28 protein-coding genes and 1 other annotated feature are annotated in these 26,985 nt (G+C 56.3%); of the genes, 10 read left to right on the forward strand and 18 right to left on the reverse strand.

Annotated elements, in window-relative coordinates:
• The first annotated feature begins 124 nt into the window (after window positions 1-124).
• The gene (gene aroH, locus HMPREF3142_RS06915; RefSeq protein WP_012967844.1) at window positions 125-1,171 is read left to right on the forward strand and encodes a 3-deoxy-7-phosphoheptulonate synthase AroH; all 1,047 of its coding nucleotides are present in this window, start codon (window positions 125-127) and stop codon (window positions 1,169-1,171) included.
• Between the two features lie 155 nt (window positions 1,172-1,326).
• The gene (gene hemP, locus HMPREF3142_RS06920; RefSeq protein WP_012967843.1) at window positions 1,327-1,506 is read left to right on the forward strand and encodes a hemin uptake protein HemP; all 180 of its coding nucleotides are present in this window, start codon (window positions 1,327-1,329) and stop codon (window positions 1,504-1,506) included.
• Between the two features lie 29 nt (window positions 1,507-1,535).
• Here hemP and selO read toward each other — a convergent pair whose 3' ends face one another.
• The 4 genes from selO to HMPREF3142_RS06940 all read right to left on the reverse strand — a co-directional run bounded on the left by selO (window position 1,536) and on the right by HMPREF3142_RS06940 (window position 4,938).
• Window positions 1,536-2,978 (reverse strand): protein adenylyltransferase SelO, encoded by a 1,443-nt coding sequence (selO, locus tag HMPREF3142_RS06925; RefSeq protein WP_070611903.1) that lies wholly within the window; start codon window positions 2,976-2,978, stop codon window positions 1,536-1,538.
• A gap of 113 nt (window positions 2,979-3,091) precedes the next feature.
• Entirely contained in the window at window positions 3,092-3,556 is a 465-nt protein-coding gene (locus HMPREF3142_RS06930; RefSeq protein ID WP_002909082.1) for an NlpC/P60 family protein, read from the reverse strand.
• Window positions 3,557-3,637: 81 nt separating this feature from the next.
• Window positions 3,638-4,387, reverse strand: coding sequence for a vitamin B12 ABC transporter ATP-binding protein BtuD (gene btuD, locus HMPREF3142_RS06935; protein ID WP_023297831.1), 750 nt, complete (start codon window positions 4,385-4,387; stop codon window positions 3,638-3,640).
• Window positions 4,387-4,938 (reverse strand): glutathione peroxidase, encoded by a 552-nt coding sequence (locus HMPREF3142_RS06940; RefSeq protein WP_008804442.1) that lies wholly within the window; start codon window positions 4,936-4,938, stop codon window positions 4,387-4,389. Before HMPREF3142_RS06940 ends, btuD begins: the two co-directional genes overlap by 1 nt.
• Window positions 4,939-5,174: 236 nt before the next feature.
• On the opposite strand from HMPREF3142_RS06940, the gene HMPREF3142_RS06945 reads away from it, so the two are divergent.
• A complete protein-coding gene (locus HMPREF3142_RS06945; RefSeq protein ID WP_002909085.1) occupies window positions 5,175-5,975 on the forward strand; it encodes a MetQ/NlpA family ABC transporter substrate-binding protein in 801 nt (266 codons plus the stop codon).
• Window positions 5,976-6,011: 36 nt separating this feature from the next.
• Here HMPREF3142_RS06945 and btuC read toward each other — a convergent pair whose 3' ends face one another.
• Both btuC and HMPREF3142_RS06955 read right to left on the reverse strand, forming a co-directional pair.
• Complete coding sequence (gene btuC / locus HMPREF3142_RS06950) at window positions 6,012-6,998, reverse strand: vitamin B12 ABC transporter permease BtuC (RefSeq protein WP_032735934.1); 987 nt, start codon at window positions 6,996-6,998, stop codon at window positions 6,012-6,014.
• Window positions 6,999-7,120: 122 nt separating this feature from the next.
• Window positions 7,121-8,554: a citrate transporter family protein gene (locus HMPREF3142_RS06955; protein ID WP_022065337.1), complete on the reverse strand. Its 1,434-nt coding sequence runs from the start codon at window positions 8,552-8,554 to the stop codon at window positions 7,121-7,123.
• Window positions 8,555-8,831: 277 nt separating this feature from the next.
• Between HMPREF3142_RS06955 and HMPREF3142_RS06960 the strand changes: the two genes are divergently transcribed.
• From HMPREF3142_RS06960 to HMPREF3142_RS06970, 3 genes are read left to right on the forward strand one after another with little or no spacing between them, the layout of a single operon-like run.
• The gene (locus tag HMPREF3142_RS06960; RefSeq protein ID WP_023340350.1) at window positions 8,832-9,746 is read left to right on the forward strand and encodes an HTH-type transcriptional regulator AdmX; all 915 of its coding nucleotides are present in this window, start codon (window positions 8,832-8,834) and stop codon (window positions 9,744-9,746) included.
• A gap of 49 nt (window positions 9,747-9,795) precedes the next feature.
• Complete coding sequence (locus tag HMPREF3142_RS06965) at window positions 9,796-11,049, forward strand: D-amino acid dehydrogenase (protein ID WP_012541370.1); 1,254 nt, start codon at window positions 9,796-9,798, stop codon at window positions 11,047-11,049.
• A complete protein-coding gene (locus tag HMPREF3142_RS06970) occupies window positions 11,046-11,399 on the forward strand; it encodes a RidA family protein (protein ID WP_008804437.1) in 354 nt (117 codons plus the stop codon). Before HMPREF3142_RS06965 ends, HMPREF3142_RS06970 begins: the two co-directional genes overlap by 4 nt.
• Before the next feature lie 52 nt (window positions 11,400-11,451).
• On the opposite strand, the gene ihfA is transcribed toward HMPREF3142_RS06970, so the two are convergent.
• The 10 genes from ihfA to HMPREF3142_RS07015 form a co-directional block, all read right to left on the reverse strand.
• Window positions 11,452-11,751, reverse strand: a complete 300-nt coding sequence (gene ihfA, locus HMPREF3142_RS06975) for an integration host factor subunit alpha (RefSeq protein WP_002909098.1) — start codon at window positions 11,749-11,751, stop codon at window positions 11,452-11,454.
• A 4-nt stretch (window positions 11,752-11,755) separates the two neighbouring features.
• Window positions 11,756-14,143 carry a phenylalanine--tRNA ligase subunit beta gene (gene pheT / locus HMPREF3142_RS06980; protein ID WP_032735936.1) on the reverse strand — a complete coding sequence of 796 codons (2,388 nt, stop codon included), beginning with the start codon at window positions 14,141-14,143 and terminating at the stop codon, window positions 11,756-11,758.
• Window positions 14,144-14,158: 15 nt separating this feature from the next.
• Complete coding sequence (pheS, locus tag HMPREF3142_RS06985) at window positions 14,159-15,142, reverse strand: phenylalanine--tRNA ligase subunit alpha (protein ID WP_008804435.1); 984 nt, start codon at window positions 15,140-15,142, stop codon at window positions 14,159-14,161.
• 63 nt (window positions 15,143-15,205) lie between these two features.
• Window positions 15,206-15,330: a sequence feature (Phe leader region), on the reverse strand.
• Complete coding sequence (gene pheM, locus HMPREF3142_RS29340) at window positions 15,281-15,325, reverse strand: pheST operon leader peptide PheM (RefSeq protein ID WP_001386830.1); 45 nt, start codon at window positions 15,323-15,325, stop codon at window positions 15,281-15,283. It overlaps the preceding feature by 45 nt.
• 118 nt (window positions 15,331-15,448) lie before the next feature.
• A complete protein-coding gene (gene rplT, locus HMPREF3142_RS06990; RefSeq protein WP_000124850.1) occupies window positions 15,449-15,805 on the reverse strand; it encodes a 50S ribosomal protein L20 in 357 nt (118 codons plus the stop codon).
• A gap of 50 nt (window positions 15,806-15,855) precedes the next feature.
• Complete coding sequence (gene rpmI / locus HMPREF3142_RS06995; RefSeq protein ID WP_001124225.1) at window positions 15,856-16,053, reverse strand: 50S ribosomal protein L35; 198 nt, start codon at window positions 16,051-16,053, stop codon at window positions 15,856-15,858.
• A 96-nt stretch (window positions 16,054-16,149) separates the two neighbouring features.
• Window positions 16,150-16,692 (reverse strand): translation initiation factor IF-3, encoded by a 543-nt coding sequence (gene infC, locus HMPREF3142_RS07000; protein WP_012967832.1) that lies wholly within the window; start codon window positions 16,690-16,692, stop codon window positions 16,150-16,152.
• Between the two features lie 3 nt (window positions 16,693-16,695).
• Window positions 16,696-18,624 (reverse strand): threonine--tRNA ligase, encoded by a 1,929-nt coding sequence (gene thrS, locus HMPREF3142_RS07005; RefSeq protein WP_008804433.1) that lies wholly within the window; start codon window positions 18,622-18,624, stop codon window positions 16,696-16,698.
• A 432-nt stretch (window positions 18,625-19,056) separates the two neighbouring features.
• Entirely contained in the window at window positions 19,057-19,290 is a 234-nt protein-coding gene (locus HMPREF3142_RS07010) for a hypothetical protein (RefSeq protein WP_064171109.1), read from the reverse strand.
• Window positions 19,291-19,559: 269 nt separating this feature from the next.
• Entirely contained in the window at window positions 19,560-20,318 is a 759-nt protein-coding gene (locus tag HMPREF3142_RS07015; RefSeq protein WP_008804431.1) for a DUF481 domain-containing protein, read from the reverse strand.
• A 354-nt stretch (window positions 20,319-20,672) separates the two neighbouring features.
• Between HMPREF3142_RS07015 and pfkB the strand changes: the two genes are divergently transcribed.
• The 3 genes from pfkB to HMPREF3142_RS07030 all read left to right on the forward strand — a co-directional run bounded on the left by pfkB (window position 20,673) and on the right by HMPREF3142_RS07030 (window position 22,960).
• Complete coding sequence (pfkB, locus tag HMPREF3142_RS07020; RefSeq protein ID WP_008804430.1) at window positions 20,673-21,605, forward strand: 6-phosphofructokinase II; 933 nt, start codon at window positions 20,673-20,675, stop codon at window positions 21,603-21,605.
• A gap of 92 nt (window positions 21,606-21,697) precedes the next feature.
• Window positions 21,698-21,982 (forward strand): type V toxin-antitoxin system endoribonuclease antitoxin GhoS, encoded by a 285-nt coding sequence (ghoS, locus tag HMPREF3142_RS07025; protein WP_008804429.1) that lies wholly within the window; start codon window positions 21,698-21,700, stop codon window positions 21,980-21,982.
• Window positions 21,983-22,087: 105 nt separating this feature from the next.
• Window positions 22,088-22,960: a fructosamine kinase family protein gene (locus HMPREF3142_RS07030; RefSeq protein WP_012541366.1), complete on the forward strand. Its 873-nt coding sequence runs from the start codon at window positions 22,088-22,090 to the stop codon at window positions 22,958-22,960.
• A 41-nt stretch (window positions 22,961-23,001) separates the two neighbouring features.
• Here the strand turns inward: HMPREF3142_RS07030 and tonB are convergent, their stop codons facing one another.
• Window positions 23,002-23,748: a TonB system transport protein TonB gene (gene tonB / locus HMPREF3142_RS07035; protein ID WP_022065331.1), complete on the reverse strand. Its 747-nt coding sequence runs from the start codon at window positions 23,746-23,748 to the stop codon at window positions 23,002-23,004.
• A 210-nt stretch (window positions 23,749-23,958) separates the two neighbouring features.
• On the opposite strand from tonB, the gene HMPREF3142_RS07040 reads away from it, so the two are divergent.
• Window positions 23,959-24,255, forward strand: a complete 297-nt coding sequence (locus tag HMPREF3142_RS07040) for a YciI family protein (RefSeq protein ID WP_008804420.1) — start codon at window positions 23,959-23,961, stop codon at window positions 24,253-24,255.
• 271 nt (window positions 24,256-24,526) lie between these two features.
• Here HMPREF3142_RS07040 and HMPREF3142_RS07045 read toward each other — a convergent pair whose 3' ends face one another.
• Complete coding sequence (locus HMPREF3142_RS07045; RefSeq protein ID WP_048964213.1) at window positions 24,527-26,956, reverse strand: glucose/quinate/shikimate family membrane-bound PQQ-dependent dehydrogenase; 2,430 nt, start codon at window positions 26,954-26,956, stop codon at window positions 24,527-24,529.
• Window positions 26,957-26,985: the final 29 nt, after the last annotated feature.

Below are 26,985 nucleotides of genomic sequence, written 5' to 3' on the forward strand. Positions count from 1 at the left end.
TGCTATCACCCGTGGCCTATACAGGATCATGCCCTGCTCTTGCAATAAGCAGGGATTGGTTTATCGTGATGCGCATCACTTCCCGGCATTTTCGCCGCGGAAGAAACAGATTTTTGAGACCCCAATGAATAAAACAGACGAATTGCGTACCGCGCGCATTGAAAGCCTGGTAACGCCCGCGGAACTGGCCCAGCGCCATCCCGTCACGGCCGACGTGGCCGCCCACGTTTCGGCCTCCCGCCGCCGAATTGAAAAAATCCTCAACGGGGAAGACCGCCGCCTGCTGGTGATTATCGGCCCCTGCTCCATTCACGATACCGACGCGGCGCTGGAGTATGCCCGCCGCCTGCAGGGCATGCGCGAGCGCTACCAGCCGCAGCTGGAGATCGTGATGCGCACCTACTTTGAAAAACCGCGTACCGTGGTGGGCTGGAAAGGCTTAATCTCCGATCCGGACCTCAACGGCAGCTACCGGGTCAACCACGGAATTGAGCTGGCGCGGCGCCTGCTGCTGCAGGTTAATGAGCTGGGGGTACCGACGGCCACCGAGTTTCTCGATATGGTGACCGGTCAGTTTATCGCCGATCTCATCAGCTGGGGTGCCATCGGGGCGCGCACCACCGAAAGCCAGATCCACCGTGAGATGGCCTCAGCGCTCTCCTGCCCGGTCGGGTTTAAAAACGGCACCGATGGCAATACGCGCATCGCGGTGGACGCCATCCGCGCCTCCCGCGCCAGCCATATGTTCCTCTCCCCGGACAAGCAGGGGCAGATGACGATTTACCAGACCAGCGGCAACCCGTACGGGCATATCATTATGCGCGGCGGCAAACAGCCAAACTATCATGCCGAGGATATCGCTGCCGCCGGCGAGGCGCTGCGTGAATTCGATCTGCCGGAACAGCTGGTCGTTGATTTCAGCCATGGCAACTGCCAGAAGCAGCACCGCCGTCAGCTGGAGGTGTGCGCCGATATCTGTCAGCAAATTCGCGCGGGCTCCACCGCCATCGCCGGGATTATGGCAGAGAGCTTCCTGCAGGAAGGCACCCAGAAAGTGGTCCCCGGCCAGCCGCTGACCTGGGGCCAGTCGATCACCGACCCCTGCCTGAGCTGGGATGACAGCGAAAGGTTATTGAGCGAGCTGGCCGCCGCCGCCGCTACCCGTCTGTAACCGCTCCGCCCGTCGCGCCTGCGGCGGGCAATTTCCTTCGGTGACTCCCCTACCAAATCCGGTAACACGATAAATAACGCTTGCCGTCAAAAACAACATTATTGATAATGATTATCATTGTTGCTTTGATTTTTATTTTGAGAGCTATGACGCGTATGGATAACACTGCCACAGCTGAAAAACCAAAAGACAATGCCCCCTATCCCGTGGCGACGGACAGGCAGATTAGCAGTCGGGTGCTGTTAGGTAGCGAAGGACGGGTAGTCATTGAACATGGCGGCCAGCGCTATCTGCTGCGCCAGACCAACGCCGGGAAGTTAATTCTGACCAAGTAAGCGCCCCGCTGAGCGCGGGGCGAGGCGAGTTAGCTCGAGCAGCTGACTTCCAGACGTTTCCCCCAGTCCGGAGGGCGGCGGACGTAGTCGTCCTCGCGATCGGTAAAGGGGTCTGCCAGCGCGGCATGCAGGCGCTCCAGCTCGCCCATATCGCCCGCCTCGGCCTGCTCTATCGCCCGCTGCGCCAGCCAGTTGCGTAACACCAGCGCCGGATTAACGCCCTGCATCCGCTGCTGGCGCTGCGCGTCATCTACCTGTTCATCACGCAGGCGCGCACGATACCCGGCAAACCAGCTGTCGAAAGCCGCCCGATCGATAAACTCGTCGCGCAGCGGCGAGGCGGCGCTGAGCTGTTCGCTGTGGCTCAGCAGGCGGAACGTTCGGGTATAATCGCTCTTCTCACGGATCATCAGGGCAAACAGCCCGTCCAGCAGGTCATTATCCCCTTTCTGCTGGCTGAACAGGCCGAGTTTATCGCGCATCCGCTGGCCATAAGCGGTCAGCAAGGCGTGCTGATAATCATCCAGCGCCGCGTTCAGCGCTTCGGCGCTGATAAACGGCGACAGCGACTGGGCCAGACGCTGCAGATTCCACAGCCCCACCGCCGGCTGGTTTTCAAAACTGTAGCGCCCCTGATAATCGGAGTGGTTGCAGATGAAGTCCGGCTGAAAATCGTCAAGGAAGCCATACGGGCCGTAGTCGATGGTCAGACCGAGAATTGACATATTGTCGGTATTCATCACCCCATGGGCAAAGCCCACGGTTTGCCAGCTGGCGATGGTCTGCGCGGTGCGCGTGACAACGTCACGGAACCATAACAGATACTTGTCTGCCTCATCCTGCAGCTGCGGCCAGTGGTGGCGAATGACATAGTCGGCCAATTGCTGGACCTTCTGCGGCTCGCGACGATAGTAAAAATGTTCGAAATGGCCGAAGCGGACATGGCTCTCGGCCACCCGCATCAACATCGCGCCAGGCTCCACGCGTTCGCGGTAGACCGGGGTATCGCTGGTCACCATCGCCAGGGCGCGCGTCGTCGGGATCCCCAGGGCGTGCATCGCCTCTGACGCCAGACTTTCCCGGATCGTCGAGCGCAGTACAGCGCGCCCGTCCCCCATCCGCGAATAGGGGGTCAGGCCGGCGCCTTTCAGATGCCAGTCGTAACGGCGACCATCCGCCAGCTGCTGCTCACCGAGCAGGATCCCGCGTCCGTCGCCCAGCTGGCCGGCCCAGGCGCCAAACTGATGGCCGCTGTATACTTGCGCCAGCGGCGACATGCCCGGAAGCAGCGCTTCGCCGCCCCAGACACCGGCTCCATTTTCAGGCGCGAACAGGGCGTCGGGCACCCCCAACTGTTGCGCCAGCGGGGCGTTACGCCAGATGAGTCGGGCGTTATCCAGCGGCGTCGGTGACAGGGAAGTGTAAAAATCCGGCAGTTCATCCCGCCAGTGGGTGGTAAAAGAAAGGGTCATGGTTCCTCCTTCCTTCAGTGTAGTGCCTCAAACAGCGGATTAACACGGGCGGAGTGCAGGGTTATCGGCATAAAAAAGGGAAGCGCTCGCTTCCCTCTTGCTTCTGAATGACGTCAGATACGCCGCGCCTGCCAGAACTTTTTGTTCCAGTAGACGTTATCCAGCGAGGAACGGGTGACGCCCTGGCTGGTGGAGGCATGGATAAACTGGTTGTCGGTATCGTAGATGCCAACGTGCAAACCGCTCTCCCCTGAGCCGGTTTTGAAGAACACCAAATCGCCGGGCAGCAGATCGCGCTTATCGATACGGGTGCCGATTTCCGCCTGCTCGCGGGTTTCACGCGGCAGCTGGAGGGCAAATTTATCGCGAAACGTGCGCACCACGAAGCCGGAGCAGTCGACGCCGCGCGGCGTCATGCCGCCGTAGCGATACGGTGCGCCACGCCAGCTACGCAACTGCTCGTTCAGATTCGCCACCACCGTGATGGAGTCAGCCAGCCGTGGATTCGGCGGCGGTGCCCGATGGCTGCTGCAGCCGGCTAAAATTAACGCCGCCGCCAACATGAACCAGAAGCGCATTTCAGATGATCCCTCTGTCCCTAGTCTCTTTATCGCAATAATTTAGCTTGTTTATCAATACAGTGACAAGATAACTGCGTGCTACTGTGACGCGATGAGCATAATATGACCGGCCACCTCCACGCGCTGGAACGGGATCGCATAGGCAGCGGTTAAATTTTCCTCATTCAGCACCTCGGCGGTCTCTCCGCAGGCGATGGCTTCCCCCTGGCAGAGCAGCCAGCTTTGTCCGGCATGGCGCAGGGTATGGTTGAGATCGTGGCTGCTCATCACCACCGCAATCCCCGCCGCGCTCAGCTCACGTAACAGCCGATCCAGCGCCGCCTGCTGGGCCACATCCAGACTGTTCATCGGCTCATCCAGCAGCAGCAGTTGACCCGCGGGATGACTCAAGGGATCGATCTGCAGGATCACTGCCGCCAGCCGCACGCGCTGCCACTCACCGCCCGAAAGCTGATTAACCTGACGGTCCAGCTTATTGTCCAGACCAAGCCTGGCCGCGATATCGCTCAGACGGGCGCTATCGCCCTGCTGCTGCATATGCAGCGCCAGGTAGTGCCACACCGGCATGGCGAACGGCGGGGTCTGGTGTTGACATAGATATCCGCGACGGCGCGCCAGCTCCGTCGCCGGCCACTCGTCAAGCCGCCGTCCGTTAAAATGAACCGTGCCGGGGCCGTCGGACAGCCCCGCCATGCGGGTCAGCAGTGTGCTCTTCCCTGCGCCGTTCGGCCCCACCAGGTGGACGATCTCCCCGGCGCGAAAGGCCGCAGAAAACGGGGCCAGACGCCCCGCCGCTTCTACATCCTGTAGCTGCATCAGAAACGCCATTATTTCGCCAGCGCTCCTTTAATCGCCGCCACCAGCTGCGGATCGTCCGGCGTCATATCCGGAGAGAAGCGCTCAATAACGTTGCCCTGGCGATCGACGAGGAATTTTTCGAAATTCCACAGAATGTCGTCCACATACAGCGGCGCCCGGCCTTTGCTGGCCATCCGCTCATAAAAACCGCTGCCTTCCGGGGCCACCGCTTTCGGCGCGGCGGCAATCAGTTTTTGATACAGCGGCGCGCGATGTTCACCGTTGACGTCAATTTTGCTGAACAGCGGGAAGGTGACGCCGTAGGTGGTGCTACAGAAGGTCTTAATCTCTTCTTCACTGCCCGGCTCCTGGCCGAGGAACTGGTTGCAGGGGAACCCCAGTACGCTAAAGCCCTCGCCGGCAAATTGCTTTTGCAGATCCTCGAGTTGCTCATACTGCGGCGTCAGGCCGCATTTCGAGGCCACATTGACGATCAACAGCACCTTGCCGGCAAAGGATGCCAGGGTGGTTTTCTCGCCATCAATGGTCGTCACTTCGGTATTCAGAATGTCATGTTGCATAGCCTGTCCTCAATGGATAAACCGGTTTCCGGTGAAGGTGATCCCTATCTACTGTAGCGGATTCAGCGGCCGCCATTCTACTGCCAATCCCCCCGAGTTGTCGCATGATGTAACAGCGCTTCGCTGGCCGTCGGCAACATGAAATCCTCTCAATTGGGCAGTCGACCATTTCCGTGTACAGTGTCCCGGTAATGTAATATGGTTTCGTTACTTGTTAATTTAAGAGAGTTTTATTGATGAAGAAGTTGTTTAGCCTGGCGTTAATCGCCACCTCTGTCGCCCTGCTGAGCGCCTGCTCTCCGGATGAAGATAATAAAGTGAAAGTCGCAATCAATACCGGGCCGGACGAAGCCATCTGGAAAGTGGTGGAGCAGGTGGCGAAGGATAAATATCATCTCGACGTCGAAGTGGTCTCCTTCAATGATTATGTGCTGCCCAACGAAGCACTGAACAACAAAGATGTGGATGCCAACGCCTTCCAGACCCTGCCGTACCTTGAGGCGCAGTCGAAAGAGCGCGGCTATAAATTTGCGGTGGTCGGTAAAACCTTTGTCTTCCCTATCGCCGCCTATTCTCACCGGATCAAAAACATCAGCGAACTGCCCGAAGGGGCGACGGTGACCATTTCTAATGAAACCACCACCCTGGGCCGCAGCCTGCTGCTGCTCCAGGCGCAGGGGTTACTCAAGCTGAAACCGGGCGTCGGCTATTTACCCACCACGCTGGATATCATCGACAACCCGAAACAGCTGAAAATTGTTGAAGTGGATACTCCACAGCTGACCCGTACCCTTGATGATCCGAACGTTAGCTTGTCAATCATTAACACCAACTTCTCCGCCCAGGCGGGCCTGTCGGCCGCCCGCGACGGTCTGTTTATGGAGGGGCCGGATTCCCCTTACGTGAATGCGATTGTCGCCCGCGAGGATAATAAGGACAGCAAGAAAATTCAGGAGCTGAAAGCCGCCTTCCAGACCAGCGAAGTCGCGGAAAAAGCGAAGGAAGTCTACAAAGGCGACGCGATCAAAGGCTGGTAAGCCTGAACCGGCGCCGTCCCTGCCGACGGCGCCGCGCTATCCCCGCACCCGCGAACGCAGCAGCAACCAGATAAAGACCGGCGCGCCCAGCGTCGCCGTCACCACGCCAATCGGCAGCTCTGCGGCGGAAAGCGCCAGTCGGGCAATGATATCCGCCCCCAGCAAGGCGCTCGCTCCGGCCAGCATGCAGGCCGGGAGCAACACCCGGTGATCGCTTAAACCGCATAGCCGCAGAATGTGCGGGATCACCAGGCCGATAAAGCCAATTGCCCCCGCCAGCGCGACGCTAACGCCGACCAACCAGCCGGTCGCCACCACCAGCAGCTTGCGCCATAGCCACAGTGGCAGCCCGAGCTGACGAGCGGAGATCTCACCCAGCGCCAGTAAATTCAGGGGTTGCGACTGCAGACAAACCCAGCAAAGCACCGGCAGGAGGGCTATCATCAGCCACAGCTGCTGCCAGTCGACGCCGCCAAACCCGCCCATCATCCAGTACATCAGCTGACGCAGGTCAAAAGAGGTGGAGAAGTAGACCGCCCAGGTCATCAGGGCGCTGCAGATGATCCCCAGCGCCACCCCCGCCAGCAGCAGACGGCTGGTAGAGAGATGGCGGCGGGCAAAACGCAGCAAAATAAAGGTGATCAGCAGCGCGCCGAGGATCGCGCACAGCCCGAGCGCCCAGCCGGGCAAGACTCCTTTGCCCAGCAGGACGGCGGCAATCAGCCCGACGCCCGCCCCGTTGGAGACGCCCAGCAGACCCGGCTCCGCCAGCGGATTTTCAAACAGCGCCTGCATAATCGCCCCGGAGAGCGCCAGCGCCGCCCCCACCAGCACCACCGCCAGGGTTCGCGGCAGGCGGATCTGCCAGATGAACAACTGGCCTTTCGCGCTCAGCCATTCCCCAGGCGGGATCCATTGATCGCCCGCGCACAGGCTGATCAGTAGCGTAACCAGGAGCAACAGCGTTAATCCAAAGAGCCAACGCCGGCTGCGGCGCTGTTGAAGATGGGCGAGAGTCAGCATAGATTCCATTACGCAGTGGGAACAAGAGGCTGATTTTACGGTGGGTGTCGCGGTGAGAAAAGGAAAACCTCGCGCCCGAATGTCGACGCGGAGGAGGCCTCCCCCGCGTCTGCGGTCATTCGTTACACCAGGATCTGAAACAGCAGCGCAAAGAGAATGATATTCGCCACCACGATTGCCCAGCCGTTATAGAGCATATATTTCAGATGCGTGGACTGCGCCAGCCCCATCTGGCCGAACATGTCCGATGAGGGAAACGGACCGAACCAGTCCACCTGAGACGAGGCGAGCAGCACCGCGGTGGTCCCCTGCGGCGGCACGCCGGCGGCCATCAGCATCGGGCCAAAGATTTTATGGGTAAACGTCATTTGCGCCACCGCCGCACCGGGCACATGGCCGATAATATTGAACGCAAAGATGCTAAAGCACAGCCAGGCCGGGGAGATCCCCTCGAGCAGCGGTTGGGTATACTCCAGCAGCCCCTGATAGGCATGCAGACCATCCATCAGTTCAAGGATTGGGTTATACAGCCAGTAGAGGATAAACATCCACACCAGACGGCCGCAGCCGTGATACAGCGCCTGCAGGATCTGCGTCGGTCGCAGGCCGCCTACCAGCCCGGTCATCAGCGCCACCAGCAGCATCACGATAATCGCAAAGCTGAAGCCAGCTTTGATCACCACGCCAACCACCGCCATCACAATGATCGTCGCGGCGAAGGCCAGCGCGCTTAATTTACGCCGACGCTGCTGCGCGGCGCTGAGATCCTCTTTTGGCTTCTCCGAAAGATCGACGTCATAGCGCAGTTTGCCTTCAGTCATCTTCTGGATCCGCCCCGCCATTATCCAGCCGGCCAGCAGCGTCACCGCACTCATCGGCAGACCGACGTACAGCAGATAATCCGGATAGCTCAACCCGCCGAGGCTGAGGATTGTCACGGTGCTGGGGGTGAAGGGCCCGGTAAAGAGCCCAACGGAGCCGGCGGTCATCATCAGCGCGGCGACCGTCGGCGGCGTTAAGCGTACCGCTGCCGCCACCGGAATGATCACGGCCACGATAATGGCGTTACCACCGGCCATGGTGCCCAGCGAACCACAAATTAAAATCGATGACACCACAATGCCGAACTTAACCCGCGTCTGGCTCGACAGCCCAATACGATGAACCACGAATTTCACCAGCTCAACCGCTGCGCCGGTGCGGGTGGCCACTTCCCCCACGCCGGCGCCGAGCATAATGATAAGCCCTACCGTGGCGATAAATGACCCGGTGGATTTCGCCAGCATCGTGCCCATTTCCGGCAGGCCGGTCGAGGTCATTATCATGGCGATAATAATCGAGGAGATCACCGCCAGCACAATATCAACGCCGATCAGCGATAATATCGCTAGTGCCACCAGCGGCGTAAATCCCAGCAGGCCAAGCTCACTGCCCGGTCGACCGTGGCACCACAGCGCGATCAACACGAACAGCAGCAATAACAGACCAGTAATAACGTTTTTCCGCGTGATATTTCGTCTGACAGGCGCATTGCCTGTGAGCGTTGAGTCACTCATAACACTCCTTAATGCCAATCAATCCGACCGTAAGGGTCAGGAGGTGTATTGGGACCTGCTCAGAAAACATCCCCCCTCTTTTTCATTATTGGCCGCGAGCCTGAGGGTGCGTTTGGGTACAAAGGAATAGATTCTGAGAGCGTAATATTCCGCCATCAGGCGGGGTCTACAGCACAATATGTAACCGGAGCGCTGATTGGAGATTAAATTTATGTTAACTTTGTGTTAGTGAATAATGACTTTTTATCGGTAGGCTATAACCCTGAGTTAACTGTTCATGAAACTGCGTCATCTGGAAATCTTTCACGCCGTAATGACCTGCGGCTCGCTGTCACGGGCGGCGGAAGCGCTCAATATCTCTCAGCCAGCGGCCAGCAAAGCGCTAAAAAGCGCCGAGATGAAACTGGGTTTTACCCTCTTTCAGCGGGTGCGCGGCAAGCTGCTGCCGACCAGCGAGGCGATCACACTTTTCGAAAAAGCGCAGAGCATTTATCAGGACCTCGATAACCTGCGCCTGTTGGCCGACAATCTGGCCCGCGATCCGCGCGCCAAAATCACCTTAGGCTGCCTGCCGAGTCTGGGATTAAGCCTGGTGCCAGAGCTGGTGACCGACTTTTATCAGCAAAACAGCAACCTGGTGATGACGCTCACCACCGAGCACACCGAGACGCTGGTCAGAAAACTGGATTTGCGCGAGATAGATTTGGCGCTGACGCTACAGCCGGTGCAGCAGGGAGAGATCCTGACCACCCTGATTGCCGAAGTACCGCTGGTGTACATCGACCGTCATTATCGTCAGGGGGCGGTGGACATCGGCCAGATCGACCAGCAGCGCTGGATCTCGCCAGGGCCGCACTCGCTCTCTGCCGCCATCGCCACCCGTCGCGACTTTTCCACCACCCGGCTTAACGTTCAGACCTACTATATGGCTACCGAGTTCGTGAAGCGCGGCATGGGCTGCAGCATCACAGATATCTTTTCCGCCCAGCACAACCTGGCTCCAGAGATGATCCACCCCATTACGCCGCCGATTGCCATCAACCTCTGCCTGCTGCGCCGGGCCGATGTTTCGCTGAGTCCAATGGCGCAAAAGTTCGTCGATTTTCTCTGCCAGCGTCTGCGCCAGCAACTCAAGGAGATTAACCTGCGGTTATACCCTGACCATAAAAAGTCAATTGCGCCGCTGGGGTAAATGCTTTGACATAACCCGATAAATTGATTAGCGGTGGATATATCGGGTTATGAACAAACGCATTGTCATTATCGGCGGCGGCGTGGTCGGTCTGGCCACGGCCTGGGAACTGATTAAGCGCGGCCATCAGGTGCAATTACTGGAGCGCAATGCTGAACCGGGCAGTGCCACCAGTTTTGCTAACGGCGGACAATTAAGTTATCGCTACGTTGCCCCCCTTGCCGATAGCGGCGTTCCCCTGCAGGGGATTAAATGGATGGGCAAAGCCGATTCGCCGCTGAATATGCGTCTTAAGATGTCTTTCCAGCAGTGGCGCTGGCTGCTGCAGTTCCTGCGTGCCTGTAATAGCCAGACCAATAAAATGAACGGCGATCATATTTTGCGCCTGTCGTTGCTCAGCCGTCAGGTCATGCAGTCGTGGCTGGATGAGGATAATCTTGCCGATTTTCACTGGCGGCGCAGCGGTAAATTAATTATCCATCGCCGCGAATATGATTTTAATAAAGCGGCAAAAGGGATAGATCCTCAGTATCAACAAGCGCTGAATGCTGACGCCTGTCTGCAACTGGAGCCGGCACTCAGACATATCAGCCCTTCGCTGCAGGGCGGGATTTATTCGCCGGGCGATGAAACGGCAGATTGCCATCAGTTCTGCCTTGCCCTGCTCGACAAGCTCAATGCCAGCAACGACTTTAGCCTGCTGACGCACTGTGAGGTGCAGCGGCTCAATAAGCGCGGCGGACGCATCATCGCCCTGGAGACCAACCGGGGAACCATCACCGGCGATGATTATGTCGTTGCCGCCGGTAACGGCAGTGGTCCTCTGCTTGGGCATCTGGGAGTTCGCGTGCCGCTGTGCGCCCTGAAGGGGTACAGCCTGACCCTGCCCTATCCTGAAAAAGCAGGTATTGCCCCTGACATCAGCGTCACCGACTACGGGCACAAAATCGTTTATGCCCGCCTTGGCCAACAACTGCGCATCGCGGCGATGGTGGACATCGGCTACGACGGCGACCAACTGCGCGAGAGCCGCATTCAGGCGCTGAAAAACATCGTCGCCCGCAGCTTTCCCGAACTCGAAGGGCTGGACAAGGCCGAAGCCTGGACCGGCATGCGCCCGTCAACACCAGCAGGCCCGCCGATGCTGGGTCGCGCCGGATACCCCAATCTGTGGATGAACCTCGGCCAGGGTAGTCTCGGCTTTACCCTCGCCGCCGGCAGCGCGGTGGTGCTGGGCGCGTTAATCGACAATCAGGCACCCACTATTTCTTTAGAAGGTCTCACATGGAAACAAACCGCATGACCATTATTCGCAATAATCCACAACCTCGCCTTTCCGCCAGCGTTGCGTATGGCAATCTGTTGTTCCTCTCCGGGCAGACGCCAAAAAGCAGCGAAGACGATATCGTTTTACAAACCCGTGAAGTGCTGGAGAAGATCGATGCCCTGTTGGCGGCTGCCGGGAGCGATAAGCGGCAAATTCTCTCCGCGCAGATCTGGCTGAAAGATATCGAACGTGATTTTGTCGCATTCAATGACGTGTGGGTACAGTGGATGCCGGAAGGCCAGAGCCCGGCGCGAGCAGCAGTACAGGCGGAGATGGCGCGACCGGATATCCTGGTGGAGATCATGCTCACCGCCGTCAAAGCGTAAGGACGTATAGAAAAGAAAAAGGCCGCAATGCGGCCTTTTTAATTAGTTCAGATTATTTGTCTTTCGGCGACGCGTTTTCGACACGGCTTTTCAGTTTCTGACCGGGTCTGAAGGTCACCACGCGCCGGGCTGTAATGGGAATATCCTCCCCCGTCTTCGGGTTACGTCCCGGGCGTTGGTTTTTATCCCGCAAATCGAAGTTGCCGAACCCGGAGAGTTTGACCTGTTCTCCGTTTTCCAGAGCACGACGGATCTCTTCGAAAAACAACTCGACCAGTTCTTTGGCATCCCGCTTGCTAAGCCCAAGCTTATCAAACAGATATTCTGACATTTCAGCTTTTGTAAGCGCCATAGGTTCAATCCCTCAATGATGCCTGGAATCGCTCTTTTAATGCCTCTACACATCTGGCAACGGTAGCGGCAATCTCCTCTTCTTCGAGTGTACGGCTGGTATCCTGCAGGATCAGGCTAATCGCAAGGCTCTTATACCCTTCCGCCACACCTTTACCACGGTACACGTCAAATAAGTTTACGCCAACTACCTGATTTACGCCAACTTTCTTACATTCGGCTAAAACATCGGCAGCAGCCACGTTTTCCGCGACCAGTACCGCGATATCGCGACGGTTCGCCGGGAAGCGGGAAATATCGCGCGCCTGAGGCACCACGCGGTCTGCGAGCTTGTTCCACTCCAGTTCGAACACCAGAGTGCGGCCGTTCAGATCCAGTTTACGTTCCAGTTCCGGATGAACAACCCCAATGAAACCAATGCGTTCACCTTTAAGATAAATCGCTGCGGATTGGCCTGGATGCAGCGCGGCGATCGCTTCGCCACGGAACTCGATGTCGGCCAATTTACCGGTTAAATCCAGTACGGATTCCAGATCGCCCTTCAGATCATAGAAATCGACCGTCTCTTTCGCCAGCGTCCAGTGCTCTTCGTAGCGGTTACCGCAGATCGCCCCGGCCAGCATCACATCCTGACGAATGCCCAGCGGCGCCTGAGTATCCGGCACGAAGCGCAGGCCACTCTCAAAGATGCGCACGCGGCTCTGCTGACGGTTCTGGTTGTAGACCACGGTACCCAGCAGGCCGGTCCACAGCGACAGACGCATCGCCGACATTTCGCTGGAGATCGGGCTTGGCAGGATCAGCGCCTCTTCCCCGGCGTGGATCAGCTGCTGGATTTTCGGGTCAACAAAGCTGTAGGTGATCACTTCCTGATAGCCTTTGTCGTTCAGCAGCGTTTTTACGCGCTTCAGCGACAGGTCGGCTTCACGATGGGTACCCATGATCAGACCCGCCTGTACTGGCGCATCAGGAATGTTGTTGTAGCCATAAACGCGAGCCACTTCTTCGACCAGATCTTCTTCGATCTCCATGTCGAAACGCCAGCTCGGGGCGACTGCCTGCCATTCGTCCTGACCCACCGTCACTTCGCAGCCGAGGCGCTGCAGAATGTCGGTGACCTGCGCGTCATCGATATGGTGGCCAATCAGGCGATCCAGTTTGCTACGACGCAGGGTAATGGTGGCGCGTTTTGGCAAGGTCTCTTCGTTTGTCACGTCGATCACCGGGCCGGCTTCACCGCCGCAGAGGTCGATCAGCAGACGCGTGGCACGCTCCAGCGCTTTATACTGCAGCGCCGGATCGACGCCGCGCTCATAGCGATGAGAGGCATCGGTGTGCAGGCCATGACGGCGCGCGCGGCCGGTAATGGACAGCGGGCTGAAGAACGCGCATTCCAGCAGCACGTTCTGGGTTTCGTCGTTAACGCCGGAGTGTTCCCCGCCGAAGATCCCGCCCATCGCCAGCGCTTTGTTATGGTCAGCAATAACCAGGGTGTCACTGTCGAGCTTCGCTTCAGAGCCATCGAGCAGCACCAGGGTTTCACCCTCTTTCGCCATGCGCACCACGATCCCGCCTTCGATACGGTCGCGGTCAAAGGCGTGCATCGGCTGGCCCAGCTCAAGCAGGACATAGTTAGTCACGTCAACCACCGCGTCGATGGAGCGGATCCCGCAGCGGCGCAGCTTCTCTTTCATCCACAGCGGGGTCGGCGCTTTGACGTTGATGCCTTTCACCACGCGGCCCAGATAGCGCGGGCACGCCTGCGGCGCGTCAACCTGAATCGGCAGCACGTCGTCAATGGTTGCGGCAACCGGATTGATTTCAGGCGCGTTTAGCGGCGCTTTGTTCAGCACAGCGACATCGCGCGCCACGCCGATGATACCCAGGCAGTCGGCACGGTTTGGCGTGACGCTGATTTCGATAGTGTTATCGTCAAGCTTGAGGTATTCACGAATATCAGTGCCGATCGGCGCATCCGCCGGCAGTTCGATGATACCGCTATGGTCGTCGGAAATACCCAGCTCGGAGAAAGAGCACAGCATCCCTTCTGACGGTTCGCCGCGCAGCTTCGCCGCTTTAATTTTAAAATCGCCTGGCAGCACGGCGCCGATGGTCGCCACGGCGACTTTCAGCCCCTGACGGCAGTTTGGCGCGCCGCACACGATGTCCAGCAGGCGTTCACCGCCCACGTTGACTTTGGTGACGCGCAGTTTGTCAGCATTTGGATGCTGGCCGCACTCCACCACTTCACCGACCACTACGCCGTTGAAGCTGCCGGCAACCGGCTCAACGCCGTCGACTTCGAGGCCCGCCATGGTGATCTGATCGGAAAGCGCTTCGCTGTCGATCGCCGGGTTAACCCACTCGCGTAACCACAGTTCACTGAATTTCATTGTTCTGTCCTGCCCTTATTTAAACTGTTTGAGGAAACGCAGATCGTTTTCGAAGAACGCGCGCAGATCGGTCACGCCATAACGCAGCATGGTCAGACGCTCCATCCCCATACCGAAGGCGAAGCCGGAGTAAACTTCCGGATCGATACCGACGTTACGCAGCACGTTCGGGTGTACCATCCCGCAGCCCAGCACTTCCAGCCATTTGCCGTTTTTACCCATCACGTCAACTTCTGCGGACGGCTCGGTGAACGGGAAGTAGGACGGACGGAAGCGCACCTGCAGGTCTTCTTCAAAGAAGTTGTTCAGGAAGTCGTGCAGCGTCCCTTTCAGGTTGGTGAAGCTGATGTTTTTATCAACAATCAGACCTTCCATCTGGTGGAACATCGGGGTATGGGTCTGGTCGTAGTCGTTACGATAGACGCGGCCCGGCGCGATAATGCGGATGGGCGGCTGCTGGTTTTCCATGGTGCGGATCTGCACGCCGGAGGTCTGAGTACGCAGCAGGCGAGTGGCATCGAACCAGAAAGTGTCGTGGTCAGCGCGCGCCGGATGATGACCCGGAATATTCAGCGCATCAAAGTTGTGGTAATCATCTTCGATTTCCGGGCCAGTCGCCACGGTAAAGCCGAGCTCACCGAAGAAACTTTCAATACGGTCGATGGTGCGAGTGACCGGATGCAGGCCGCCATTTTCAATGCGGCGTCCCGGCAGCGAGACGTCAATGGTCTCTGCGGCCAGACGCGCATTCAGCGCTGCGCCTTCCAGATCAGCTTTGCGCGCGTTCAGCGCCTGCTGCACCTGCTCTTTCGCTTCGTTGATGACCGCGCCGGCTGCCGGACGCTCTTCCGGCGGTAACTCACGCAGGGTGGTCATTTGCAGGGTCAGATGCCCTTTTTTACCCAGGTATTCCACGCGGACGTTGTCCAGCGCAGCAACATCTGATGCCTCGTTAATGGCTGCCTTGGCACTGGCAACCAGCTCTGCGAGATGTGACATGGTTTTCCTCATTATGTCGGTGCAGACACCGGTTATAGTGAAATTAATATCCCGAATCCATATACGAAAAAAGCCTCCACAGGGGAGGCTTTCTGGCGCTGTTTTCCGTTTCTTCTTTCACGCGCTAGCCTCCTGAGTTCAGGTGCTAAAGTAAAAAAAGAAGCGGAAAATAGCAGCATTCATGCTTGCATTACCTTGTCTGGTAAGAAACGTCAGACCTGTATTGAAAAGCCTGCGCCGATAAAAGTCAATGTATTGATGGTGTTGAAACGAAAAGAGGGAGACAAGCTCCCTCTTTCAACTGGCTTATGCCAGAGCTGCTTTCGCTTTTTCGACCAGAGCGGTGAACGCTACTTTGTCGAATACGGCGATGTCAGCCAGGATCTTACGGTCGATTTCAACAGAGGCTTTTTTCAGGCCATTGATGAATTTGCTGTAAGAAATACCGTTCTGACGTGCTGCTGCGTTGATACGTGCAATCCACAGTTGACGGAACTGACGTTTACGTTGACGACGGTCACGGTAAGCGTACTGACCAGCTTTGATAACAGCCTGGAAGGCAACGCGGTATACGCGAGAACGCGCACCGTAGTAGCCTTTAGCTTGTTTCAAAATTTTCTTGTGACGTGCACGTGCAATTACACCACGTTTTACGCGAGCCATGTGTGCTCTCCTGTATCTATTCTAAGTTAAAAAAGTTAAACGTTAACGACTTATGCGTACGGCAGGCACGCGATAACCAGGCCCAGATCGCCTTTGGAAACCATGGCTTTCGGACGCAGGTGACGTTTACGCTTGGTAGCTTTTTTAGTCAGAATGTGACGCAGGTTAGCGTGCTTGTGCTTAAAACCACCTTTACCGGTTTTTTTGAAGCGCTTAGCAGCACCGCGTACGGTCTTAATTTTTGGCATCTTAATAACTTCCACTTCGCATTGTTAATAAACGAAACATAGGCGAACAACATCAGTGAAGCCCTAAGGCTCCACTGACATCGCTACTTGAAGGCCTTACTGTTTCTTCTTAGGAGCGAGCACCATGATCATCTGGCGGCCTTCGATCTTCGTAGGGAAGGATTCGACTACTGCCAGTTCACTCAGATCGTCACGGACGCGCGTAAGCACTTCCATACCGATCTGCTGGTGGGCCATCTCACGACCGCGGAAACGCAGTGTGATCTTAGCCTTATCGCCATCTTCGAGAAAGCGAACCAGGCTGCGGAGTTTTACCTGGTAATCACCATCATCGGTCCCAGGACGGAATTTAATTTCCTTAACCTGGATAACTTTTTGCTTTTTCTTCTGTTCCTTAGAAGACTTACTCTTTTCATAAAGGAACTTGCCGTAGTCCATGATACGACAAACTGGCGGTTCGGCGTTAGGGCTGATTTCAACTAAATCTACTCCGGCCTCTTCAGCCTTTTCGAGAGCTTCTCTCAGACTCACAATACCCAAAGCTTCGCCTTCCAGACCTGTCAAGCGAACTTCCAGGGCGCGAATCTCGCCATTGATACGATTCGGACGTGCCGTTTGAACTCGTTTTCCGCCTTTAATACCTTATTCCTCCAGTTGTTGAAGACTGCGGCTGCGAATCTCTTGTTGCAGCTTCTCAATCACTTCACTTACGTCCATGCTGCCGAGGTCTTTCCCGCGACGGGTGCGCACGGCCACTTTGCCGGCTTCGACTTCTTTGTCGCCACAGACCAACATATACGGGACACGACGTAAAGTGTGCTCGCGGATTTTAAAGCCAATCTTCTCATTTCTCAAGTCTGCTTTTACACGAATGCCCGCATTTTGTAGTTTACGCGTCAATTCGTTAACGTATTCAGCCTGAGAATCGGTAATATTCATGACCACTACCTGCACTGGTGCAATCCAGGTTGGGAAGAATCCGGCGAACTCTTCGGTCAGGATGCCAATGAAGCGCTCCAGAGAACCGAGAATCGCACGGTGAATCATGACCGGTACCTGACGCTCGTTGTTTTCGCCCACATAGGAGGCGCTTAAACGCTGCGGCAGAGAGAAGTCCAGCTGTACCGTTCCGCACTGCCATGCGCGATCGAGGCAGTCATACAGGGTAAATTCAATTTTCGGGCCGTAGAACGCCCCTTCTCCCAGTTGATACTCAAATGGGATGTTATTTTCTTCCAGCGCCACCGCCAGATCCGCTTCCGCGCGATCCCAGGTCTCATCGCTACCGATACGTTTTTCCGGGCGAGTTGACAGTTTGACGACGATCTTCTCGAAGCCAAAGGTGCTGTACATATCGTAGACCATACGAATACAGGCGTTCACTTCATCGCGAACCTGATCTTCAGTACAGAAGATATGCGCATCATCCTGGGTAAAGCCGCGAACGCGCATCAGACCGTGCAGCGCGCCAGACGGTTCGTTACGGTGGCAGCTACCGAATTCCGCCATACGCAGCGGCAGATCGCGGTAGGATTTCAATCCCTGGTTGAAGATCTGCACGTGGCCCGGGCAGTTCATCGGCTTGATGCAGTATTCACGGTTCTCAGAAGAGGTGGTGAACATCGCATCTTTGTAGTTGTCCCAGTGGCCGGTTTTTTCCCACAGCACACGGTCCATCATGAACGGACCTTTGACTTCCTGATACTGGTACTCTTTCAGTTTAGAACGAACAAAGGTTTCCAGTTCACGGAAGATAGTCCAGCCGTCGTTGTGCCAGAACACCATCCCCGGCGCCTCTTCCTGCATATGATACAGGTCAAGCTGCTTGCCAATTTTACGGTGGTCACGCTTGGCGGCTTCTTCAAGACGCTGCAGATAGGCATTCAGCGCTTTTTTATCTGCCCACGCGGTGCCGTAGATACGCTGCAACATTTTATTGTTGCTGTCGCCGCGCCAGTAGGCACCGGCGGTTTTCATCAGCTTGAAGTGATGACAGAAGCGCATATTCGGTACGTGCGGGCCGCGGCACATATCGATATATTCTTCATGATGATACAGACCCGGCTTATCATCATGAGCAATGTTTTCGTCAAGAATAGAAACTTTATAGGTTTCGCCGCGCTTCACGAAGGTTTCACGCGCTTCGTGCCAGCTGACTTTCTTCTTGATGACATCGTAGTTTTTCTCGGCGAGCTCATGCATACGTTTTTCGAGCGCGTCGATATCTTCCTGAGTCAGGGTGTGGTCGAGGTCTACGTCATAGTAGAAGCCATTATCAACAACCGGACCGATAGCCATTTTGGTGTTGGGCCACAGCTGTTTAATGGCATGGCCTAACAGGTGCGCACAGGAGTGACGAATGATCTCCAGCCCTTCTTCATCTTTCGCAGTGATAATAGAGAGAGTGGAATCGGTTTCGATCGGGTCGCAGGCGTCTACCAGTTCACCGTTTACCCGCCCGGCAATGGTGGCTTTCGCCAGGCCTGGACCGATATCCAGCGCAACATCCATGGGGCTAACAGCGTGGTCAAAATGGCGTTGACTGCCATCAGGAAGCGTAATTACAGGCATTTTATGTCCTTATTTGCAGTGGTGCCCCACACGAAAGAGCACATACAAAACTATATAATCATAATTATCATCAGGTTAAGGCGCAGTTCCCGCTTCACTCTGCGAAAATAGGAGGACGACCGGATAGACCGTTCCCGCCTGCCACCGCCTGCTGATAACACCGGGGAGTAGTTTACACATCATTGGTACGTGATTAAAGCCGCAAGCGTATAAATGATGGCGGAATGTGGAGAAAACAAGAGAGATTGAGATAAAAAGACGAATATCCTGCTACTGCAGGCGAGAATAATCCCCGGCAAAGCCGGATAATATTATTCGGACGTGATAGTAGAGACGCAATGATATTGCATACTTAATCTTTAACACAGCGCGTTAAACCGGTACCGCTCCACCCGGCTTAATTGACGTATGACGAAATAAAGGTCTGGTATATTATGACCACTCGCCGGCCACCAGCGTATGCACATTAAAGGCATCGCTCATGGATTGTCCGGTAGTTCGGGAACCGGGGGCGATATTCGAGCCAGCCTCAACGTCAGTCGCTTTGGCGATGCCAACCTGAGTATGGTCCTGGTTGCCTGATGGCGGAGCGGGCGTGGCAGCGGATGCGCCAAAAGAAAGCACGCACAGCGCCAGGGCTGCGATGGTAAATGAAGTGTTTTTCATGATATTCATTCTCTTATTACGGAAGACAGACCGCGCGATTTCTTCGCCCGGACAGTGCATATCATTATAGATCCAGATCACATATTTGTCCGTCGAATATTTAGCTTTTCGTGTCAAATAGAATGAATATTTGTCAACAAACCGGGAATAATGGAGAAAAGATGGAGGGCTATTTCTTTTTATAAAAACTAAAACGAAAGGCCAGAAAAATAATGGCACTCATTGCTAAATTTAAAACGAACAGGCCGGGGAAACCCGGCCTGAAAATATTACATTTTATACCCAAGGGACAGCGACGTCCGGCGATCGGTATGCTCCGGCGCAGAGGAAGGCGGCGCCGAGTTCCAGGTCACGTTGTAGGCGACCTTCAGCGCGAAATGGGCGTTAATCGCCACGTTTAACGCGCTCTCAGAGTTGACGGTGGTGTCCTCAGCGCCAAACACCGAGACCCCTTGCGTAAATTTGGCGTTATCGGTCATCTGCCAGGCCCAGGTGCCGGAGGCGTAACCCAGCGGCTGAGTATCGGTTTCTCCATCGGTAAACTCGTCATAGCGAACGCCAGGACCGAATTCAAACCGCAGGCTGTGCACCGGACCGTTGAGGATCTGACGACCATAACCCGCCGTCAGGACATCACGCTGCTGATAGCCATTATAGCGGTCGGTCAGCCAGCTCCCCTGACCAAAGATATAGTTCATATCGGTCAGGTTGTAGCGGCTACGCCCACCGACTGCATATTTTTCTGAGGATCGCTCATCGTTGGAAGAGGTGTTGCTGGCATTCCCCCACAGCGACCAGGCGGTGGTATTACCATACCAGGTCAAGGTGGAATCTGCCGTCATCGAGGAGTTTTTGGTGTTGCCGGACTGCGCCAGGTAGCCTGCGTTAACCACACCTTCGAAAGGTTTTTTAGCAGCGGAAGGGTCATCCATGACGGTAAATACAGAATCATCGGCCATTGCGCCAACAGACGCAAAAAGCCCCCCCGCCAGCATAACCGCTGCGGGTACTGTCTTTAAAAGCTTCATTATAACTCTCTAAAATACATTTTTTAGGACAGTACAAATGATGAACAGACACAACCTGCCCGCTCATTGAATTTAGCGTCCGTACAACATAAAAGAGACCTGAGGGTCCCGGAAACTTTCGCGAGGATCGCGGTGTGCAGGTCCTAAGAAAGGTAGCAAATTATAAAAAAGCACGAATAACATAGCAATCACTTACTCTTTCGTTTTTTGAATAAGACAGCTCCGGAAACAATCTTTATTTCATAATGAAAATACAGGCTTCTTTGCAAATCTCTCAGGAACATCACTTTCCCTCCCGGAGCCATCGTGCCATGCTTAAATAAAGCACAGTCGCCGTATTAAGGAGGAGAAGGAATGACCAAAATTTATACGTTAACGCTGGCCCCCTCGCTGGATAGCGCCACGCAGACCCCACAGATTTATCCCGAAGGTAAACTCCGCTGCAGCGCGCCAGTATTTGAGCCCGGCGGCGGCGGGATCAACGTTGCCCGTGCCGTGACCTTTCTTGGCGGCAAAGCCACCGCCATTTTCCCGGTTGGCGGCGCCACCGGCGAGCACTTAGCAGCCCTGCTGGCCGATGAGCAGGTGCCGGTCGAGACCGTCGAAACCCGCGACTGGACGCGGCAAAACCTGCACGTTCACGTGGCCGCCAGCGGCGAACAATATCGTTTTGTCATGCCCGGCGCAGCGTTGACGGATGATGAGTTCCGTCGGCTGGAAGAGAAAGTCCTGACTATCGAACCCGGCTCACTGCTGGTGGTAAGCGGCAGCCTGCCGCCAGGTATCAGCGTCGAAAACCTGATGCAACTGGTGAAAAATGCGCAACAGCAGGGACTGCGCTGCATTATCGACAGTTCCGGCGACGCGCTGGCTGCGGCGCTGGACGTCGGCAATATTGAGCTGGTGAAGCCGAACCAGAAAGAGCTCAGCGCCCTCGTACAGCGCGATCTGAGCCAACCCGATGACGTACGCCTTGCCGCCCAGTCGTTGATCCAGTCCGGTAAAGTACGCCGGGTGGTGGTTTCGCTCGGGCCGCAGGGGGCGTTAGGCGTTGACGCCAGCGGCAGCGTTCAGGTGGTGCCGCCTCCGATGAAAAGCCAGAGCACCGTCGGCGCCGGCGACAGCATGGTGGGCGCCATGACCCTGCGTCTGGCGGAAAACGCCGGGCTGGAAGATATGGTTCGCTTTGGCGTCGCTGCCGGTAGCGCCGCGACAATCAATCAGGGCACCCGTCTCTGCTCGCAGGCCAATACGCAAAAAATCTACGATTATCTCTGCGGTCGCTGATCTTCCCTGCCCCTCCGCGCTGGCGGAGGGAGCCACGATATTGGCTGGATGGTCTATGCTGGAAAGGCTATGGATAACAATGGGGTGTAGAGATGAGCAATGAGATAACCGCCTGGGTCGTCAGCGTCACCTTTCACGAACAGGCGCTGACGGAGATCAACGAGGTCAGCAACCACTTTACCCGCGCCGGGTTCGTACTGACGCTCAATGATGAAGACGGCAATCCCCATGAGCTGGGGACCAACACCTTTGGCCTGCTCAGCGCCCAGGATGCTGATGAAGTTAAGGCCCTCAGCGCAGGGCTGGCGGAATCGGCTCTGGGCCGCCCGGCAGAGATTACGGTCAGCACATTCGCCGAGTGGTTAAAAGCTCAATAAGTGCGTTTAACGCAACGGAAAGCGTCAGTTGTGCGTCAGTTCCAGGTTTACCCGGTAGCAGTGCGCTAACCTTATGATATGGTGGAAAACATGGGGAGAGACAGCATGTGGCAAGCAATCAGTACACTTTTACGCGATTGGCATTCCGAAAACGCTGAAATCGAACTGAAAACCGAGCTGCCCGGTGGGGAAATCCATTCGGCCTGGCATTTACGCTTCGGCGGGAAAGATTACTTCGTGAAATGCGACGAACGTGAGCTTCTGCCCATCTTCACCGCCGAGGCCGATCAGCTGGAACTGCTGTCGCGAAGCAAAACCGTTCGCGTGCCGCAGGTCTATGCGGTCGGCAGCGACCGTGACTACAGTTTTGTGGTCATGGAATACCTCCCTCCCCGTCCGCTGGATGCGCATAATGCCTTCCTGCTCGGCCAGCAGTTAGCGCATCTGCACCAGTGGAGCGATCAGCCGCAGTTTGGTCTGGATTTCGACAACGATCTTTCCACCACGCCGCAGCCCAACGCCTGGCAGCGTCGCTGGTCGGTGTTCTTTGCCGAGCAGCGTATCGGCTGGCAACTGGAGCTGGCGGCGGAGAAAGGGCTGCACTTTGGCGATATCGATACCTTAGTCGATGTGGTTCAGCAGCGGCTGGCCAACCATCAGCCGCAACCTTCACTGCTCCATGGTGACCTGTGGTCCGGTAACTGCGCCTTAGGACCAGATGGCCCCTATATCTTCGATCCGGCCTGCTACTGGGGCGATCGCGAGTGCGATTTAGCCATGCTGCCGATGCACCCGGAACAACCGCCGCAGATCTATGACGGCTACCAGTCCGTTTCACCGCTGCCAGCAGGTTTTCTCGATCGCCAGCCCATCTATCAGCTGTACACCCTGCTGAACCGGGCGATTTTGTTTGGTGGCCAGCACCTGGTGACGGTCCAGCAGGCGCTGGACGATGTATTGACGGAAAAAACGCGTTAGACAAGACTCACGGCGGACCCCTGGTCCGCCGCAACGCATTATCAGTTGATCTCGACCCCACTCAGACGGAATTTGATAGTCATCGTCACGCCGGTTCCCGGTCTTGCCTGCTCGTAACGCCATCTGCGCATCGCGCTTTTCACTTCGCGCTCAAACATATTGGCCGGCTGGGCAGAGAGGATCTGTAGGTTGTCGATTCGGCCATCTGGCGTCACGTCAAACTTCACCCGTACCGTCCCTTCGATGCGCAGCGCCTGGGCGCGGGCCGGATAGGTCGGCTGGACACGGCTGATCGCCCGCGGGCCGCTCGGGGCAGTAACGGTGGGTTTGGCGGCCGCGGTCGAGGTGCTTGGCGCGGTGCGCGCTGGCGTCGTGTTGTTGTTTTCAAACGGCGAGGCCGGACGCGGCTCTGCTGCCGGCTTCACGTCCCGCTTCGGCTGCTCAACCTTTTTCTCCGGCTTGGGTTTCGGTTTGGGTTTAGGCTTCGGCTTCGGTTCCGGTTTATGGATCACCACCGGCGCCTCTTTCGGCGGTTCAGGCACCACCTCGGGTTCCGGCTCAGGATCAGGTTCGACAACGGGCTCCACGACTGGCTGTGCCGCCGGGGGCGGTTCAAGATCGGCCGGCGCGACCATCGTAATCTCAATCGGCTGCGTCGGAGAAGGCTGTTCAATAACCTGATGTACCGAGGTATAAAGCAGCCCCGCCACAACGGCACCGTGGATAGCCACGGACAGCAGCGTTGGCCACGGGAAGCGGCGAGGTAAATCAAGGGTCATTGCGCTCATAGTCGTTTCTGTTGAAAAATGATGCTCCGATTTTAAATGCAAATAGCAATCATATTCAATAAGGCGTCTTAACCTGAGTCAATTTTTGCCACCATTTGCAGAAAAAAGCCGCGTCGGCAGCGCATTCGACACCGGTATGCATCTTTGCATTGCAGTCCAGGGCGGTTTAACTTAACGTAATTCGCCTGATTATTGATAAGGAGCTTTGCCGTGCTTTACGTTATCTACGCTGAAGATATCGCCGATTCTCTGGAAAAGCGGCTCTCGGTTCGCCCTGCGCATCTCGCGCGTCTGCAACTCTTACACGATGAAGGCCGGCTGCTTACCGCCGGGCCAATGCCGGCCGTTGACAGCAACGAACCGGGCGCAGCAGGGTTCAGCGGCTCAACGGTGATTGCCGAGTTTGAGTCGCTGGAAGCGGCGCAGTCCTGGGCCAATGATGATCCGTATATTGCGGCTGGCGTCTACCGCCAGGTCTCTGTTAAGCCTTATAAGAAAGTGTTTTGATAAATATTCCCTGCTATTTTTCTGGTTAGCCATAAAAAAGACACCAGGCCATCAGATTAAAGGGCGCATTTTGGTACACAACATTAAAATGTCGCCCTTTTCCATCACGCGAAAAGTTTGGCTGTTCTCTCACTGACATGTCCTGTACAGGGTCAGATCCCCTCTCCTGCCTCAACATCGTCGCCTAACGCCTCACCATCCCTGCATTAATATCAAAAGCCCCCGCTGTCCGGCGGGGGCCTCTGATCGTTATCGCTGATCCAATTATCTGTTACTTATCGAGCGCATAGGCAATCACGTAGTCACCGCGATCCGGCGACTGGCGGGCTCCACCGGCGGAAATCAAAATGTATTGTTTGCCGGTCTTCGGCGAAACATAGCTGATGGGTCCCCCCTGGCTTCCTACCGGAAGACGGGCTTTCCAGACTTCTTCACCCGTAGATGAATCGAAGGCGCGCAGGTAATAGTCCTGGGTTCCGGCAATGAACACCAGGCCGCCCTGAGTTGCCAGGGTTCCACCCAGCGTCGGCATACCGATCGGCATCTGAGCACGCATTTTTATGCCAAACGGACCGGTATCCTGGACGGTACCGACCGGCACCTGCCAGACGATTTTCTGTGTTTTCAGGTCAATCGCGGACAGCGTACCAAACGGCGGTTTCTGACATGGGATCCCCAGCGGCGACATGAAACGGTTTTTGTTGACCGAGTACGGTGTTCCTTTCATCGGGACCGCCCCCATCCCGGCGTTCACCGCTTCACCACCGGTGTTAGCCACCGCGCTTTGTGGGTCCTGCTTAATCAGCTGCACCCACAGACCCAGACGCATATCATTGACGAAGATATAGTGGTTGTTCGGATCGGTAGACAGGCTGCCCCAGTTCATTCCTCCCAAAGAGCCCGGGAAGCTGAGGGAAACATCGGTCCCCGGCATGGTGTACAGCCCGTCATAACGCATCGATTTGAAGCTGATACGACAGACCAGCTGATCAAACGGCGTTGCCCCCCACATATCAGATTCTTTCAGGGTTTCCGCCCCAATCTGCGGCATCCCAACAGAGCGCGGCTGCGTCGCCGGATATTGTTCATTTGGGATATCAGCCGGTTTCACCGGGACCTCTTTCACTTCGGTAAGCGGTTGACCCGTCAGGCGATCAAGTACATAGATTTGACCCGCTTTGGTCCCCACCACCACGGCGGGTTTGTTGCCCTCTTTGGTCGGGAAATCGACCAGGCTTGGCTGCATCGGGACATCGAAGTCCCACAGATCGTTACGCACGGTCTTGTATACCCACTTCTCTTTCCCGGTGGTCGCATCCAGCGCCAGGATTGAAGTGGCGTATTTGTGATCGCCCTGAATACGGTCCGCGCCCCACAGGTCAACAGAGGAGCTCCCCATCGGAATAAAGAGGGTATTCATCGACGCATCCCATGACATGGGCGCCCAGGAGTTAGCGGAACTGCGTTTGTAATGTTCCCCCGGTTGCAGAACATGATTGGGATCCGGATTACGCGGATCAAATGCCCAGCGCTGCTGGCCGGTAATCACGTCATAACCGCGCACCACGCCGCCAGGCATGTCAGTACTGACGTTATCCGCCACGCGGCCTCCAACCACCACCGTGGTGCCAGCCAGCGTCGGGGCTGAAGTCAACACATAGCTTGGATCTGCCGCAGCGCCCATCCCTTCCCGCAGATTCACGCTGCCGTTCGTCCCGAAGTCCGGGCAGAATTGGCCGTTATCTGCGTCTAAGGCGATCAATCTGTCATCAATCGTATTCATCAGGATGCGACGCTGGCATGCTGCACCTGGCGCGACCTGTGCCGGCAGAACCGGGGAGGAGCCTGCCACAGTGGGCTGCGTCAGTGGCTTCGTCGCATCAAAATACGCCAGGCCTCGGCAGCGCATCCAGATGGCGGATTTCGCATTAATTTCCGCTCTCCAGATCTCTTTTCCACTATCGGCATCGACGGCGATCACATTGTTATGCGGGGTACAGAGGAAAACACGATCGCCTACCTGCAGCGGTGTTTGCTGATCTTCTGCGCCATTGCCATCCGGGCTTAACGGGGTGTCGCCAGTATGGAAGGTCCAGACGGGTTTCAGGTTTTTTACATTGTCACGCGTGATCTGGTCCAACGCCACAAAGCGGCTACCGCCGGCAGTATTGCCGTAGTGGTCCCAGTTTTGCTGTTTAGCGTCTTCTTTTACCGGCACCAGCGGTAATTTCTCGCCGCTGAACGCCACTGTGGGATGGGGCTGAAACATCTGAACAAAGGTGACGCCCATGGCGATAACCAGAACAACGCAGACCCCCCATGCCCCTTTGGTGCTGTAAGGCTTTCCTTCATGCTTACGTAGCGCAGGCCAGGTGGCCGCCGCCAGCAGCATCAACCCGGCGGGTACCATCAAACGGGAAACGAGCGGCCAGAAGTCGAAGCCGGCATCAAACAGTGCCCAAATCAGGGTACCCACGAATACCAGAGCAAACAGCCACACCGCGGACGACCTGCGGCGGAAAAACTGAATCGCGGCGAGCAGGGTAATAACCCCGGCAATAAGGAAATACCAGCTTCCCCCCAGGGAAACCAGTTTATAACCGCCGATGACAAAGAACAGGCCTGTCGCAAGCAGTATCACACCGACCAGCAGGCACCACAGGCCTAACCAGCCGGATGAGCGGGGATTCGTATTTGACATAATAACTCTCCTGATAACACCATGAAATA

The sequence above is a fragment of the Klebsiella sp. HMSC16C06 genome, from assembly GCF_001808325.1.
Classification (GTDB): domain Bacteria; phylum Pseudomonadota; class Gammaproteobacteria; order Enterobacterales; family Enterobacteriaceae; genus Klebsiella; species Klebsiella variicola.